The organism is Microtetraspora glauca, assembly GCF_040656155.1.
Classification (GTDB): Bacteria; Actinomycetota; Actinomycetes; order Streptosporangiales; family Streptosporangiaceae; genus Microtetraspora; species Microtetraspora glauca.
In genome coordinates this window covers 153,851-169,045 of sequence record NZ_JBFALK010000007.1, presented here as the reverse complement: position 1 = coordinate 169,045, position 15,195 = coordinate 153,851, and the positions used below count along the sequence as shown (strand labels likewise).

The window sequence follows — 15,195 nt, the reverse complement described above, 5'->3', positions numbered from 1 at the left end:
AAAATACGACATGAGGTGTCGGGTATCGGCGACATCATCATGGAGCCGGTGACCGTGGACACCGGCCCGATGAGAACACTGACGAGCACGCATGTGAGGACGCATATGTCAGCAGCACTTGACGGCAAGGTCGCCCTGGTGGCGGGGGCGACACGCGGGGCCGGCCGAGGGATCGCGGTCGAGCTCGGAGCGGCCGGGGCCACCGTCTACGTGACCGGCCGCAGCACCCGCGAGCGCCGCTCGGAGTACGACCGGCCGGAGACCATCGAGGACACCGCCGACCTGGTCACCGCCGCCGGAGGCCGGGGCATCGCGGTCCCGACCGATCATCTGGTCCCGGACCAGGTCCGGGCCCTGGTCGAGCGCATCGACGCCGAGCAGGGCCGGCTGGACGTCCTGGTCAACGACATCTGGGGCGGCGAGCTGCTGTTCGAGTGGGACTCCACGGTGTGGGAGCACGACCTCGACAAGGGGTTGCGGCTGCTCCGGCTCGCGGTGGACACGCACGCGATCACCAGCCATCACGCGCTGCCGTTGCTGTTGCGTCACCGTGGCGGGCTGGTGGTGGAGATGACCGACGGCACCGCCGAGTACAACCGCGACACGTACCGCAACTCGTTCTTCTACGACATCGCCAAGGCCGCCGTGCTCCGCATGGCCTTCGCGCTCGGCCACGAGCTGGGCCCGCGCGGCGCGACCGCCGTGGCACTGACGCCGGGGTGGCTGCGCTCGGAGATCATGCTTGACGCCTTCGGCGTCACCGAGGAGACCTGGCGGGACGCGCTGTCGAGCCAACCGCACTTCTGCATCTCCGAGACGCCGTCGTTCGTCGGGCGTGCCGTCGTCGCGCTGGCCGCCGACCCTGACGTCTCCCGCTGGAACGGGCAGTCGCTGTCCAGCGGGCAGCTCGCCGGTGTCTACGGCTTCACCGACCTCGACGGCAGTCGGCCGGACGCCTGGCGTTACATCGTCGATGTTCAGGACGCGGGGAAGCCCGCCGACGCGACCGGCTACCGCTGACCGACCCGATCCCGGAACCTCGCTGGTCGCCCGGTGCCGTCACGGGCGCCAGCACAGGGCGGGGTCGGGGTGGTCGAAGAAGCCGAGTTCCCGGTAGAGCGGTACGCCGCCATGCGCGAGCCGCGCCGCCAGTCGTCCCGCGAGCCCTGACGCTTCGGCGAACCGATAGAACTCTGTCAGCGGTGTCGACTCGGGGTCGTGAGCACCGTTCATCTGCCGGCAGAACGCCTGTCGGACACTTCCTGACGCTGGTAGAGAGCGGCCGCGCGCCGGGCCGCCCGCGCCATCCGCTCCCGCAGTTCCGGCGGGTCGAGGACCTCGGCCTCCGGTCCCAGCCGCAGCATCTGGTCGTAGGCGACCTCCTGGGACTCCACCGGCAGCCGCACCGTGACCCGGCCCTCCTCGTCCGGCTCACCCGCCGTGTCGAGGGCCTCCGCCGCCGCCGTGCCCTCCAGCATCCGGGGCAGGCGTGCCACGCCTCGGGCGCTCAGCCGTACGGTGACGTGCTCGCGGAGCAGCGACCGGGCGAACTCGGCGGATTTCGCCTCCCAGAAGGCCGCGAGATCGAACTCCGCGTCCCTCGTGAAGCGCTCCTCCCCCGGCTCGGCCGCCTCGAACCGGTCCACCCGGTAGGCACGGAACCGCCGGTCGTCCGCGCGGGCGACGAGGTACCAGTGCCCGGCCTTGAGGACGAGCCCGTACGGTTCCACCGTGCGCTCGCGGGCCGCGCCGTCGCGCGCGTACCGGGCCCGCAATACGCGGTCCTCCCACACCGCGCGCGCCACGGCGCCGAGGAGCGCGGGCGGGCGCGCGGTGCGGAACCAGGCGGGCGCGTCCAGGTGGAACCGCTGCGTGACCGTCCCCGGGCCGTCGCCAAGGATCGCGGCCACCTTCAGCCGCGCGGCGAGCGCCTGACCGGCCAGCCCCATCTCGTGCAGCGGGCCGGGCAACCCGGCCAGGAGCAGCACCTCGGCCTCGGCCCGCTCCAGCCCGGTCAGCCGGGTACGGTACCCGTCCACGAGCCGGTAGCCTCCGGCCCTTCCCCGTTCCGCGTACACCGGCACGCCGGCTTCGGCCAGTGCGGCGACGTCACGCTGGACGGTCCGCTCGGACACCTCCAGCTCCGCCGCCAGTTCGGCGGCCGTCATCCCCCGCCGTGCCTGCAACAACAGCAGCAGGGACAGGACCCGTGCGGCCCGCACCGCTCACTCCTCGCGCCCGGCGGCGGAACCCGCCGGGGACAGGACGGCGACTCCGGCCCGGCGGACGGCCGCGTGGATCCCGTCCAGGAGGATGTCGAGCCCGACCACGAACGTCCTTCTCGCCTCCCGCTCCAGAAAGGGCGTGGCGTCGTCCTCGGCCGGGGGCGCCGTGTCGCTCTCGAGCCAGGCGACCATCGGGAACCGCGTGAAGAAATCGGGCACGACCTCGCGCAGCAGTGCGGAACGGGTCTGCCACCACTCCTCGTCGGGCACCCCGGTCGCCGTGGCGGCCTCCCGTGACTCCGTGACCGTCTGGGCCGCTCCGCGTACGAAATGGAAGAGCGTGCCGACGACCCGCCGCACCACGGCGGCGTCCAGGCCGGTCTCGCGCAGGATGGCGAGCAGCGTTTCCAGCATGACGTACTCGTTGGGGCCGAGCACCGGCCGCGCCTGCGACACCTGGAGCACCCACGGGTGACGCAGGTAGAACTCCCAGGTGTCCTCGGCCCAGGACGTCACCGCCGGTCGCCAGCCCGCCTCCAGGTCGTAGTCGGCGGGCAGCTCGGCGAGTGCCCGGTCGTACATGAGGTCGACCAGCTCCCCCTTGTTGGGGACGTAGGTGTAGAGGGCCATGCCCGTACGCCCGAGGCGTTCGCCCACCGCGCGCATGGACAGCGCCGCCATCCCGTCGGCGTCGGCGACGGCGATCGCCGCGTCCACGATCACGTCGACGCTCAGGCCGGGCTTGGGGCCCCGGCCGCCCCGCGCGGCGCCGGACCCCGGAACCCGCCACAGGAGGGACATCGAACGACGTGCGTCACCCTGCCCGGCGAAGACGACCACTTGCAACTCCTTATGGCATAAAGTAATCTCTCACTCCATCTCTTTACGCCATAAGGATATCAGTGGCACCGGTGGGTTCCGCCTCGGTTCGCGTACGTGGCCGCCCATGTTTTTGCTGCTCATCACATTTTGGGAGGACTTATGGAGAAACCCCCGGTCATGTTGATCAAAGTCGTCGAGGTCGCGCGGATCACGCCGCACATGGCACGCGTCACCTTCACCGGGGACGGCCTCGCCGATGCCATCGGCGCCGAACCCGATCAGCAGGTGAAGCTGTACTTCCCGCGCCCCGGGCAGGCCGTACCCCGCCTTCCCGAGCCGAGCGCGGACAGCGACGCGTACCGCTGGTACCAGGCGTTCCTCGAGATCCCCGAGGACGAGCGGCCGTGGATGCGCAGCTACACCGTCCGCGCGTACGATCACCGGCGCGGAACGATCGACGTCGACTTCGTCCTGCACGGCGACGCGGGCCCGGCGACCCGATGGGCGCAGTCCGCGAGCCCCGGTGACACGCTCGGCATGTTCGGCCCGTCGGCGGACTTCGCCCGGCCCGTCCCCCTCAGCGTGTCCGTCTCCGGGTCCGACTGGCTGTTGTTGGCCGGTGACGAGGCCGCGCTGCCCGCGATCGGCACGGTGATCGAGTGGCTGCCCGAGGGAAGCCGCGCGGTGGCCTTCATCGAGGTCGGCGACGCCGACGACGAGCAGCGGTTCGAGACGCTCGGCGAGGTGACCGTGCACTGGCTGCACCGGGGGCCGACCCCGGCCGGACGCTCCGATCTACTGGTCCACGCCGTACGCGACGCCGAGTTCCCGCGCGGGTCGGTGTTCGCCTGGCTCGGCGGCGAGTCGGGCGCGGTACGCGCCCTGCGCAGGCACCTCGTCGACGACCGCGGCGTCGACAAGCGGTCGATCGACTTCACGGGATACTGGCGACTTCGCCTGACCCAGGACGACGCCCCGACCGAGGAGGATCTCGCCGAGGCGCGGGAACGCCTCGCCGACGCCCGGGCCCTCCAGTGATCACCGTGCCCGCATGACCGCTGAGCTGCTCATCCTCCCCGCCCGCGGGACCCGGCCGCCGTCCGGCCCCTCCGTACGGACCGGCCGGGCCTGAGGGGGTACGACGCGGCGATGCGCGCGGATGCCGCCGGAGCCGACTAGCCTACGCATCTCGGGGCAGCCGAGCCCTCGGGGCGAGGCGGACAAGGAGCGGCGTGCTGAGGCGGGCGATCATCGTGATGGCGGGCGCGCTTGCCCTGATTCTCGGAGGGCACGGGCTCCTGCCGGACCTGAACGGGTTCACGCCCATCCTGGAGAGCCTTCTTCCCTGGCTGGGCGTCGGCGTTCCCGTCCTCCTGATCGGCGCGTTGTTCAGCCGCTCGTGGAAGGCGGTCGCCGCCGTGGCGCTCCCGGCGCTCGTGTGGGGGGTCATGTTCGGCCCGGACCTGCTGCGCACCCCTCCGGGCGGGACGAGCGACCTGTCGGTCGGCACCCTCAACGTGGGCGTGGTCAACGCCAGCTCGGGACGTGCCGTGCACGCCGTGGCGAAGGGCCGGGACCTGTTCGCGGCACAGGAGCTGACCCCGGGCGGTCCGGCGGCCAAGGAACTCGACCGGCTCTTCCCGCACAAGGCGCAGGTCAGCACCATCGGCCTGTGGAGCCGCTTCCCCATCGTCGAGCAGCGCAGGGTGGACATCGGCCTGGAGTGGACCCGCGCGCTGCGCGCGGTGGTGAAGACGCCCAAGGGGAAGGTGACCGTCTACGTGATGCACCTCGCCTCGGCACGGCCCGGCGCGACGGCCCGTCGTGACGAGACCCTGGCCAACGCCCGGCGCCTCGTCGACCGCGATCCGAGCGACCACCTGCTGCTCCTCGGCGACCTCAACACCGCCACCACCGACCGCGTGCGCTCGGGGCTGGTTCCGCCGCTCACCGACGCCCAGCAGGAGGCGGGCGGCGGCTTCGGCTTCACCTGGCCGTCGTCGTTCCCGATCACGCGGCCCGATCACATCCTCTACCGGGGCCTCACCGCGACCAGCGCGGGCGTCGAGGAGGCGACCGGCAGCGATCACCGCGCCGCCGTCGCCTCGCTCCGGTTGAACTGAGGCCGCCCATCGCCGCGCCCGCCCATGTGGTGCGGGCTCAGGCGCGGTGCAGGTACGCCAGGGTCTGCTGGAGCTCGGCCTCCAGGACGGCGCTCGCCTCGTCCACGTCGCCGCGCGTGATGGCGTCCACCAGGGCGGCGTGGGCCTCGTCGCCATGGTCGGGATCGTTCTCGCGCAGCGCGAGCAGGTCGACCACGTCGATCAGCCCCTGACGCAGGGCCGGGGCGAACTCCGCGAAGAGGTCCGTCAGCACCGGATTGCCCGCCGCCGCGACGACCGCGGCGTGCAGGGCGATGTCGGCGTCGACGAAGGCCGCGTCGTCGCCCCGCCCGGCCGCGCGGCGCGCGTCCAGCGCGGCGGCCAACGCCGTGACGTCGGCGTCGGTACGGCGGGCGGCCGCCAGGCGGGCGGCCTGCACCTCGACCATCATGCGCACCTCGTACACGTCCGTGACGGCCGCGCGGCGCAGGCGGGCGGACCAGTCCTCGGCGGGTTCCGTGGCGACCACGAAGACCCCGGATCCCTGGCGGGCCTGCACCAGGCCGGCCCCGGCGAGGGCCCGCAGCGCCTCGCGCACGGTGGAGCGCCCGACGCCGAGGGTCGCGGCCAGAGCGTTCTCCCCGGGGAGTTTGGTGCCGACCGGCCAGTGCCCGCCGGTGATCTGCTCGCGCAGGTGCTCGGTGGCCTGTTCGACGAGCGGGCTGGGGCGGAGCGTGCCGAGCGGCATCCGGATGTCACCTCTCAGGTTGTCTGAGGACCTGTGTTGTGGTTAGTGTACGCCCATGATGTCGCGTGGTCTCCTTCTTGGCCGCCGCGGCGGGGCCTGAACCGACCGGCACCCCGCCGCGGCGCTCGCCCCTGCTGGTCGACTCACCCCACGACCGGCCAGGAGTCCCCGCCGATGACCACCCGCACCCCGTCCTCTTCCCCGACCGTGTCCCCGACCGTGTCCCCGGTCTCGCCTCCGTCGCCGACGGCGTTCCCCACCCTGCGCACGCCGTACGGCCCCGTTCCCGCCGACGCGCCGGCGTGGAACCCGCAGCGGCCGAGCGCGATGCCGTACCGGCGCTATCGGCCCGCGCACGAGCGCGTCCGGGTCGTGTCGGAGGACGAGCGCGGCTGGCCGTCCCGGCGTATCGAACGGGCGCCCCTCTGGGTGCCGGTCGACCTGCGCGACGGCAACCAGGCGCTGGCCGAGCCGATGGACCCGTCGCGCAAGCGCCGGATGTTCGACCTGCTGGTGGCGATGGGCTTCAAGGAGATCGAGGTCGGCTATCCGTCGGCCAGCCAGACGGACTTCGACTTCGTCCGGCACCTGGCCGAGGCCGGTGCCGTACCCGACGACGTGACCATCGTGGTCTTCACCGCGGCACGCACGGACCTGATCGAGCGGACCTTCGCCTCCGTCGACGGCCTGCCGCGCGTGGTCGTGCACCTGTACACCGCGACCGCGCCCACCTGGCGGAACGTGGTGCTCGGACACGACCGGGCCGAATTGCACGCGCTCATCCGGCGGGCGGCCGAACACATGGCGCGGATGGCGGACGCCCGCCCCGGAGCGCCGGTGCGGTTCGAGTTCTCCCCCGAGGTCTTCAACCTCACCGAGCCGGACTACGTGCTGGAGGTGTGCAACGGCCTGACCGCGCTGTGGGACGCCTCCCCGGACCGGCCCGTGATCCACAACCTGCCCGCCACCGTCGAGATCGCCACCCCCAACGTCTACGCGGACCAGATCGAGTACATGCACCGCCACCTGGACCGGCGCGAGGCGGTGATCCTGTCGGTGCACCCGCACAACGACCGCGGCACCGGCGTCGCCTGCGCCGAGCTCGCCGTGCTGGCCGGAGCCCAGCGCGTCGAGGGCTGCCTGTTCGGCAACGGCGAGCGCACCGGCAACGTCGACCTGGTCACCCTCGCCCTGAACCTCTACTCGCAGGGCGTCGACCCGATGCTCGACTTCGGCGACATCGACGAGATCCGCCGGGTCGTCGAGCACTGCAACCGCCTCCCGGTGCACGAGCGCCACCCGTACGCGGGCGACCTGGTCTACACCGCCTTCTCCGGCACCCACCAGGACGCCATCAAGAAGGGTCTGGCCCACCACGACCTGCGGGCCGCCGATCTGGGCGTCGCCGCCGGCCGGGCTCCCTGGGACGTTCCGTACCTGCCGATCGACCCGGCCGACGTGGGCCGCGACTACCAGGCGGTGATCCGGGTCAACAGCCAGTCGGGCAAGGGCGGCATCGCGTACCTGCTGCACACCCACCACGGGCTCGACCTGCCGCGCCGCCTGCAGATCGACTTCTCCGCCGTGGTGCAGCGCACGACCGACGACGGCGGCCGCGAGGTCACCGCCAAGGAGCTGTGGGACCTGTTCCAGGCCACCTATCTCGCTCCCGGGGAGGACGGCCCGCTGTCCCTGACCGGCTGGACCACGAGCGAGACCGCGCCGGGCAGGCACGAGTTCACCTGCGTGCTGGACGCCGGCGGACAGCGGCGCGAACTCAGCGGCGGCGGCAACGGCCCCCTCTCCGCGCTCGCCGACGCCCTGGCCTCCGCCGGTGTCACCGTCGACATCCTCCAGTACGCCGAGCACGCCACGGGGCAGGGGCCCGACAGCCCGGCCATCGCGTACGTGGAATGCCGCGTCGGCCGGACCACGTGCTGGGGAGCCGGTCAGGACACCTCCGTACTGACCGCGTCGGTGCGGGCGGTGATGGCCGCCGTCAACCGCGCCCGGGGACACCACACCGACCGCTGACCGGCTCTCGATCGTGCCCCTTCCGGTGCCGGTAGTCCTTTTCCAGCGGAATGCGCAATATGAGGCGATCGAGACCATAAAGGGCGCCGTGTTCGAGGGGCTCGTGCGAGCACTGCGTCACGACACCGCGGGCGGGCGGGTGCGCGTCGGCCTCCGTCGCCGTCGCCCGTGAGGACGCCGTCGTCCTCGCCGAGGCGTACGGCCTGGCCGACGGACGCGCGCCGGGCGGCCTCCGTACTTGAGTGCCCTCAACGACCCGCCCGTCTCAGGGGCGCGACTTGTCCCATCAGCCGAGAACGCTTGAGCCCTGGGATCCAGGCTGAGCCCTTTTCTGGGCACTCCCGATCGATGGTGGGCTTACCCGTGCTGCGGAGTGGATGGTCCAGTTTGCATAGGGATTTGCCTCGGCGATGTTTACGCGCGCTTGCTGTCGGCTATGGTAGTGAATGCGACGATATGGGGTATTTGTTGTGAGTCCCTGTTGCAGCGGCCCGTGAAAATTCTCGCCGCCGACCACCCGATCGGGAAGTGTCTTCGTTCAGGAGAGAGAGTCTTCTGCGTTCAAAATTCGAGCAATGCTGACGAAGGGGCGCTGTTCTCTATGAAAAGGACAACGAGATTACGGATTTAGTCGCGTCCTGTCGTTGCGGTGCTATTCGCCATGACTGGAGCGGCTTCCGCAACCGAACCAGCGATGCGCCGAGCGGGTCCTGACGACGCAAGCCCTACGAGCCCGCACGGTGACGATCGGCACGGCCAAATCCCGCCTGGGTTGAAGGGCGGCGGTCCCTGACACGGTGGGCGCTGGTTGGCGTAGAGACGCTGAAGTGGCCTGTCATCTTTCCTCAACCTCCGCTACCTGACTGAGGAGTATCGTGAGGATTTTCGCGCTTCCAGAACCGGGGAGAACCCCACGTCGGTCTGTGCTCGCGCTCGCGGTGGCCTTCTTGACGCTCGGCGCTCAGCACGCCGCAGCACCCGCGGCCCATGCCACCCCGCTCACGACCGCGAACGTCGTCGCGCGGCCGGCCCGGGGCAACGTGGTGATCGAGTGGAACCGGGCGCTGCTCGACATCGTGCGCAATCCGCACGCGGAGCCGTCCACCGTCCACCCCACCCGTAACTTCGCCATCATGAGCGCAGCCGTCTATGACGCGGTCAACGCGATCAGCCGCGCTCACCCCCTCTACGGCCCCAGCCTCACCGCACCACGGGACGCATCACGCCCCGCCGCGGCCGCGGCGGCCGCGCACGACACCCTCACCGCCCTGTACCCGGCGCACAAGACCAGCCTGGACCGCCAGTTGTCCACCGATCTCGCCGGCATTCCCGACGGCCGCGCCAAGCAGGAGGGCATCAAGGTCGGTGCCCAAGCGGCCCGCGCCATCATCGCCCTGCGCGCGCACGACGGCGCCGACGCCACCCCGCCGCCCTACGCCACCACCGGCAAACCCGGCGACTACCGGTCGACTCCGCCCGCCTTCAAGGCGCCCGAGTTCACCCACTGGGGCAAAGTCACCCCATTCCTCCTCCGTACCGGCCACCAGTTCCGTCCCACAGCGCCCCCGACGCTGACCAGCCGTGCGTACGCGGCCGCCATCAACGAGGTCAAGACCATCGGCGCCGCCCGCAGCACCACGCGCACGGCGGAACAGACCACGCTCGCCAAGCTCTGGGGCGGCCCCGCCCAGAACTACTGGTACGACGTCGCCCAACAGGTCGCCCTCGCGCGCCACAGTGACATCGACCAGTCGGCGGACATGTTCGCCCTGCTCAACCTCACCCTCGCCGATGCCACCATCGGCATCTACGACGCCAAGTACACATACCGGTTCTGGCGGCCGATCACCGCGATCCGCCTCGCCGCCGACAATCCGCAGGTCAAACGAGACCCGGCATGGACCCCGCTTGTCACCACCCCTCCGGACCCGTCCTATCCAGGCATGCACAGCGACATCAGCACGGCCGCCGCCACGGTACTCGCCGGCTTCTACGGCGACCGCAACACCTTCACCCTCACCTCACCGGCCACCGCCAGCAGCCCCCGGCCCTACACCAAGCCCTATACCAGCCTGAGCGCCACCGCGACCGAAGCCGGGCTCAGCCGCATCTGGGGAGGCGTGCACACCCGGCTCGACCACAAGTCTGGCAACGAACTCGGCGCCGCCATCGCCCGCTACGCGCTCGGCCAGTCGAAGCTCGCCCCAGCCGTGCCGAGTTCGCCGACCGGAAAGACCCCGGCCGGCAGCGCCAGCCCCGCGAGCACGGGCTGAGTGCCGTCGTCCGGGGTAAGCCGCCATACGCACAACGTCGAGCGGGGTGTTACGACGCCGACGGCCGGGGTCATGGGAGGGAGCAGGCGGACGTGGGAGATGCGCGGAGGATGCCACCCCGCCCGGCCCGGCTGCGGCTGGCGGCAGCCGCCGGGCTCGCCCTGGCCGTGACGGTGGCCTTGTACGCGTTCGGCCGGATACACACCCCGGACTACGCCAGCAGCCTGTTCGGACGCCGCGGCGACGACGCGAACCTTCTGAAGGCGCAAGTCGGTACGGCGCTGCTGGTCCTGGCCTTCTACCAGCTCATATTGGCGCTGTGGATCTACCAACGGCTACCCGGGGCCGGCGCCGCCCCCCGCCCGATACACCTCGCCCACCGCATCGGTGGAGCCGTGCTGTTCGTGCTCTCGCTACCCATCGCCTACCACTGCATCACCGCCTACGGAGTGCAGACGGACAGCGCCCGGGTCGCCCTGCATTCCCTCGCCGGCTGTTTCTTCTACGGCGCATTCGCCGCGAAGGTACTCATCGTCCGCAGCCGGCACCTACCCGGCTGGGCGTTGCCGCTCGCCGGCGGCACCCTGGTCACCCTCATCGCGATCCTGTGGTCCTCAGCGGCGCTCTGGCAGCTGGCCCAGCCGTAGTTGGCAGTCAGCCGCGCGCTCATCGACGCCGTCAGGACTGGGATCCGCCATCGCACGGTCGTCGCCCGAGCACAGCGGCGACGTGGCTCCGCGCCTGGCATGCATAAGGAGGCAACGGCCCCGTCGGAGCGCACCGGCAATTCAGCGGATCCGCCTGGCCGCCCTACCGCCCAGGTGGAGGAACGCGGACGGCACCGGTGTGGAGTCGACGATCCAGTGGGTGTCGAACCATAAGTCGTCGTCTCTGGCCGGTTCCCGGATCCGCTTGACCAGGGGCGACGCCGCGCGCAGGATGATCTTGAACGCCCTCTCTTCATGTCCGCTCCCGCTCGTCCGCCGCGTAGTCGAACCCGGGTCAGGCCGGGTCAGGCCGGGTCAGGCGGATACGTCGGCGAAGTAGGCGCGCAGCAGCCGCCGTGCCTGGTCGATCATCGCCGGGTCGCCCTGGCGCGAGGCGCGGAAGGCCAGGGCGAGCGCCACCGACGTGGCCTCGATGGCGAGCCGCATGACGCGATGCGGGTCGGCGATCGGAGGCAGCCCGATCTCCTCGACGGCGAACGCGTAGAGCCGGTCGGCCAGCACGTCCCCGCCTTCCTCCGTCTCGCCGTCGGGCAGGAAGGACGCGCCACCGGGGCGGGTGTCGGCGAAGTCGACCACGGTGAAGCCGGGGACGCTGCGGCGCATCTCGATGGTCTCCTCGATGACGATCTCGGCCGCCCGTGGCCAGGTGAGCGCGGGCTCGTCGGCGGAGCGGCGCCGCAGCCGCTCGATCAGCAGTTCCAGGTTGCGCATGGCGAGCTCGCGCATCATGCCGGGCTTGCCGTCGAAGAACTGATAGACCGTACCGCTCGGCACACCCGCGCGGCGGGCGACCTCCGAGGTGGTCAGGGCGTCGAAGCCGACCTCGTCCAGGAGCCCGGCGCAGGCGTCGAGGATCCGTTCGACCCGTTCGATGCTGCGTTTCTGGACCGGCCTGCGACGGATGCCGTGACTGGCCAACGTGATCCCCTCCAGGGTCTTAACATGACACCCCGTCATGTTCTAACGTGGCGCCCACTCACCTTAGGACAGGAGGGGCGTCCGTGGCCGATCGGCGCACCACACCCGAACCCGACTCTGGATGCGAGTCCGGTCACAACGCCGAACACGATGCCGAACCCGACGCCGAACCTGACGCCGGACGGGACGCCGAACCTGACAGTGAGCGCGGCACCGAACGGGACACCGCCTTATCCGAGGCGCTCACCTCATCCGACTCCGGATCGGGTGCCGTACCCGCGGAGCCCACCCGGAGGGTCTCCGTCGGCTGGATGTCCCTCCTCGCCATGGTCCAGATGGGGATCGTCATGGCCTCCACCACGGGAGGCCAGATCCTGCTGCCGTCCCATGTGGAGCGCATCGACCCTCTGCACAAGGAGGCGTCCCTGGCCGTGGTCTTCGCCGCGGGAGCCGTGTTCACCGCCATCGCCAATCCGGTGTTCGGCGCGCTGTCGGACCGGACCGTCGGCCGGTTCGGCCGCCGCCGCCCCTGGATCGTGACGGGCGCGCTGCTCTGCGCGACCTCCCTGGTCTTCCTCGGCGGCCAGGAGTCGCTGGGCGGACTGGTGGTGGGCTGGTGCCTGGCCCAGCTCTCCTTCACCGCGATGATGGCCACGGCGGTGGCGACCGTCCCCGACCAGGTACCCGTACGCCAGCGGGGCAAGGTGTCCGCGTTGGCGGGTGTGGGCCAGCTCACCGGGCCGCTGCTCGGCGGCCTGGTCGTGACGATGGCGGTCACCGGCCTGTTCCCCGGGTACGTGGCGGTGGCGGCCCTGGTCCTCCTGACGGTGCTGCCCTTCGGTCTCCTCACCCGCGAGGCCCCGATCGCGCGTTCCCCCGGCCGCAGGCTGGAGCCGCGCGCGTTCGTCACCGGCCTCTGGATCAGCCCGCGCCGCCATCCCGATTTCGCCTGGGCCTGGCTGAGCAGATTCCTGATCAATCTCACGCTCTCGATGGGAATCGGCTATCTGCTCTTCTTCCTGAGGGACGCCGTGCGGTACGAGCGGCTCTTCCCCGGATCCACGGCCGAGCAGGGCGTGCTGGTCCTGGTGACGGTCTTCACGCTGAGCAGCGTCGCGCCGGGCCTGCTGGCGGGCTGGCTGTCAGATCGGATCGGGCGGCGCAAGCCGATCGTCTTCGTAGGCGGCCTGACCATGGCCGCCTCCGCGCTGGTGCTCGCCACACTGGCGAGCTGGCCTGCCGTCATCGCCGCGGCGGCACTCCTCGGCGCGGGCACCGGAATGTTCGCGTCGGTGGACCAGGCCATGGTCACCCAGCTGCTGCCCGCCGCCACCGACCGGGCCAAGGACCTCGGGGTGGTGAGCCTGGCGAACTCGGCCGCCGGCGTCCTCGGCCCGGTAGTCGCCGCGCCCCTGGTCACCTCCGCCGGCGGCTACCCCCTGATGTACGGCGTCGCGGCGGCGTTCGCCGCGTGTGGCGCCCTACTCGTCTGGAAGATCCGCGGCGTTCGGTAGAGCGCGCGGAAGAGAGAGGAAACGATGCCCGACCCGACATCCGACCCGACATCCGACCCGATGCCCACCTCGATGCCCACCTCGATGGCAGGCCCGATTCCGGCCTCGATGGTCGATCCTTCGAGCGGCACCATGCCCATCCCCATGCCCATCCCCATGCCCATCCCCATGCCCATCCCCATGCCCGATCCCGCGGCCGGCCCGTGGTGGCGTGACGCCGTCGTCTACCAGGTGTATCCGCGCAGCTTCGCCGACGCCGACGGCGACGGGGAGGGGGATCTGCGCGGCGTGCGGGCGCGGCTGGACCACCTGGCCGATCTGGGCGTGGACGCCGTCTGGCTCAGCCCGTTCTATCCCTCTCCGATGGCGGACGGCGGCTACGACGTCGCCGACTACTGCGACGTGGATCCGCGGTACGGCACGCTGGCCGACTTCGACGCCCTCGTGGTGGAGGCGGCGGCCCGCCGGATCAGGGTGATCGTGGACATCGTGCCCAACCACTGCTCCTCGGAACACCCCTGGTTCAGGGAGGCCCTGGCGGCACCGCCGGGCAGCCCGGAGCGCGACCGGTTCATCTTCCGCGACGAGCCCAACAACTGGCAGTCGAACTTCGGCGGCCGCGCCTGGACCCGCGTCGCCGACGGCCAGTGGTACCTGCACCTGTTCGACTCGGGACAGCCGGACTGGAACTGGCGCAACCCCGACGTGGTGGCGATGTTCGAGCGGGTGCTGCGTTTCTGGCTGGACCGGGGCGTGGCGGGCTTCCGCATCGACGTGGCCGCCATGCTGTACAAGCAGGAGGGCCTGCCCGATCTGCCGCCAGACCGCCAGAACGCCTACCTCGTCCCCGACGGCACGCCGGTGCCGTACGAGCACCAGCCCGAGTTGCTGGAGCTGTACCGGTCCTGGCGGAAGATCCTGGACTCCTATCCCTCCGAAGCGTTCCCCGGGCCGCGCGGCACGGTGGCCGAGATCTGGTTCGACGACGCCGCCAGGGCCGCGCCGTACCTCGCCGGGGACGGCCTCGCGCAGCTGTTCAACTTCCGGCTGATGCCGACACCGTGGTCCGCGGCCGAGTTTCGCGCGGTCATCGACGACTCCCACCGGCTCGCCGTCGAGACCGGCGGCTCTGTCCCGTGGGTGCTCGGCAACCACGACGTGCCCCGCATGGTGACCCGGTACGGCGTCGACCAGGCCCTCGTCCGCAACCCCACCCCCGACGTCCTGCTCGGCCGCATCGACGTGGACCGCGCGCTGGGGACCCGCCGGACCCGCACGGCGGCGCTGCTGCTGCTCGCGCTGCCGGGCGCCGCCTACATCTACCAGGGCGACGAGCTGGGCCTGCCCGAGCACCTGGCCATCCCGGACGATCAGCGCCAGGACCCGATGTTCGAGCGCACGGCCCGGACCTTCATGGGCAGGGACGGCTGCCGCGTGCCGCTCCCCTGGTCCGGTTCCGCCGCGCCGTACGGCTTCGCCGACCGGCCGGTCCGCACCTGGCTGCCGCAGCCGGGCGACTGGGCGGACCTGGCGGTCGAGCGTCAGCGGGCCGACTCCGGCTCGATGCTCGCCCTCTACCGGGCCGCGCTGGCGGAACGCCGCCGCCATCCCGCGCTCGGCGACGGTGACATGACCTGGCTGGATCTCGGTCCCGACGTGCTGGCGTTCGGGCGGGAACCGGGCTTCGTCCTCGTCGCCAATCTCGGTACGGAGCCGGTCGAACTGCCCGCGCACGGCGAGGTGCTGCTCGCCAGCGGGCCGCTCGACGGCGACCTGCTTCCCGCCGACACCGCCGTGTGGCTGCGGACCGGCGCCTGAACGCCTCACCACG

The 15,195-nt window shown here is 71.3% G+C and carries 13 protein-coding genes; 8 read left to right on the top strand and 5 right to left on the bottom strand.

The window, feature by feature from the left end; genetic code table 11:
• Positions 1–105 precede the first annotated feature (105 nt).
• On the top strand, positions 106–1,020 hold the full coding sequence (locus tag AB0I59_RS15305) for an SDR family oxidoreductase (protein WP_358133137.1): 915 nt from the start codon (positions 106–108) through the stop codon (positions 1,018–1,020).
• 39 nt (positions 1,021–1,059) lie between these two features.
• Here AB0I59_RS15305 and AB0I59_RS15300 read toward each other — a convergent pair whose 3' ends face one another.
• From AB0I59_RS15300 to AB0I59_RS15290, 3 genes are read right to left on the bottom strand one after another with little or no spacing between them, the layout of a single operon-like run.
• The gene (locus AB0I59_RS15300; RefSeq protein WP_358133134.1) at positions 1,060–1,233 is read right to left on the bottom strand and encodes a hypothetical protein; all 174 of its coding nucleotides are present in this window, start codon (positions 1,231–1,233) and stop codon (positions 1,060–1,062) included.
• Entirely contained in the window at positions 1,230–2,222 is a 993-nt protein-coding gene (locus tag AB0I59_RS15295; protein ID WP_358133132.1) for a helix-turn-helix transcriptional regulator, read from the bottom strand. The genes AB0I59_RS15300 and AB0I59_RS15295 overlap by 4 nt, the downstream gene beginning before the upstream one ends.
• Positions 2,223–2,225: 3 nt before the next feature.
• Entirely contained in the window at positions 2,226–3,065 is an 840-nt protein-coding gene (locus AB0I59_RS15290) for a TetR/AcrR family transcriptional regulator C-terminal domain-containing protein (protein ID WP_358133130.1), read from the bottom strand.
• 159 nt (positions 3,066–3,224) lie between these two features.
• On the opposite strand from AB0I59_RS15290, the gene AB0I59_RS15285 reads away from it, so the two are divergent.
• Positions 3,225–4,085: a siderophore-interacting protein gene (locus AB0I59_RS15285; protein WP_358133127.1), complete on the top strand. Its 861-nt coding sequence runs from the start codon at positions 3,225–3,227 to the stop codon at positions 4,083–4,085.
• 194 nt (positions 4,086–4,279) lie between these two features.
• On the top strand, positions 4,280–5,170 hold the full coding sequence (locus AB0I59_RS15280) for an endonuclease/exonuclease/phosphatase family protein (protein WP_061258512.1): 891 nt from the start codon (positions 4,280–4,282) through the stop codon (positions 5,168–5,170).
• Positions 5,171–5,207: 37 nt separating this feature from the next.
• On the opposite strand, the gene AB0I59_RS15275 is transcribed toward AB0I59_RS15280, so the two are convergent.
• A complete protein-coding gene (locus tag AB0I59_RS15275; RefSeq protein WP_358133124.1) occupies positions 5,208–5,897 on the bottom strand; it encodes a FadR/GntR family transcriptional regulator in 690 nt (229 codons plus the stop codon).
• A gap of 327 nt (positions 5,898–6,224) precedes the next feature.
• Between AB0I59_RS15275 and leuA the strand changes: the two genes are divergently transcribed.
• The 3 genes from leuA (at position 6,225) to AB0I59_RS15260 (ending at position 10,851) form a co-directional block, all read left to right on the top strand.
• A complete protein-coding gene (gene leuA, locus AB0I59_RS15270) occupies positions 6,225–7,931 on the top strand; it encodes a 2-isopropylmalate synthase (protein WP_435830972.1) in 1,707 nt (568 codons plus the stop codon).
• A gap of 947 nt (positions 7,932–8,878) precedes the next feature.
• On the top strand, positions 8,879–10,204 hold the full coding sequence (locus AB0I59_RS15265; RefSeq protein ID WP_358133119.1) for a vanadium-dependent haloperoxidase: 1,326 nt from the start codon (positions 8,879–8,881) through the stop codon (positions 10,202–10,204).
• 110 nt (positions 10,205–10,314) lie between these two features.
• Positions 10,315–10,851 (top strand): DUF6529 family protein, encoded by a 537-nt coding sequence (locus AB0I59_RS15260; RefSeq protein ID WP_358133116.1) that lies wholly within the window; start codon positions 10,315–10,317, stop codon positions 10,849–10,851.
• 375 nt (positions 10,852–11,226) lie between these two features.
• Here AB0I59_RS15260 and AB0I59_RS15255 read toward each other — a convergent pair whose 3' ends face one another.
• Complete coding sequence (locus AB0I59_RS15255) at positions 11,227–11,850, bottom strand: TetR/AcrR family transcriptional regulator (RefSeq protein ID WP_061258516.1); 624 nt, start codon at positions 11,848–11,850, stop codon at positions 11,227–11,229.
• Positions 11,851–11,933: 83 nt separating this feature from the next.
• On the opposite strand from AB0I59_RS15255, the gene AB0I59_RS15250 reads away from it, so the two are divergent.
• Positions 11,934–13,364, top strand: coding sequence for an MFS transporter (locus AB0I59_RS15250; protein ID WP_358133114.1), 1,431 nt, complete (start codon positions 11,934–11,936; stop codon positions 13,362–13,364).
• Between the two features lie 24 nt (positions 13,365–13,388).
• The gene (locus AB0I59_RS15245; RefSeq protein ID WP_358133112.1) at positions 13,389–15,182 is read left to right on the top strand and encodes a glycoside hydrolase family 13 protein; all 1,794 of its coding nucleotides are present in this window, start codon (positions 13,389–13,391) and stop codon (positions 15,180–15,182) included.
• The last annotated feature ends 13 nt before the right edge of the window (positions 15,183–15,195 follow it).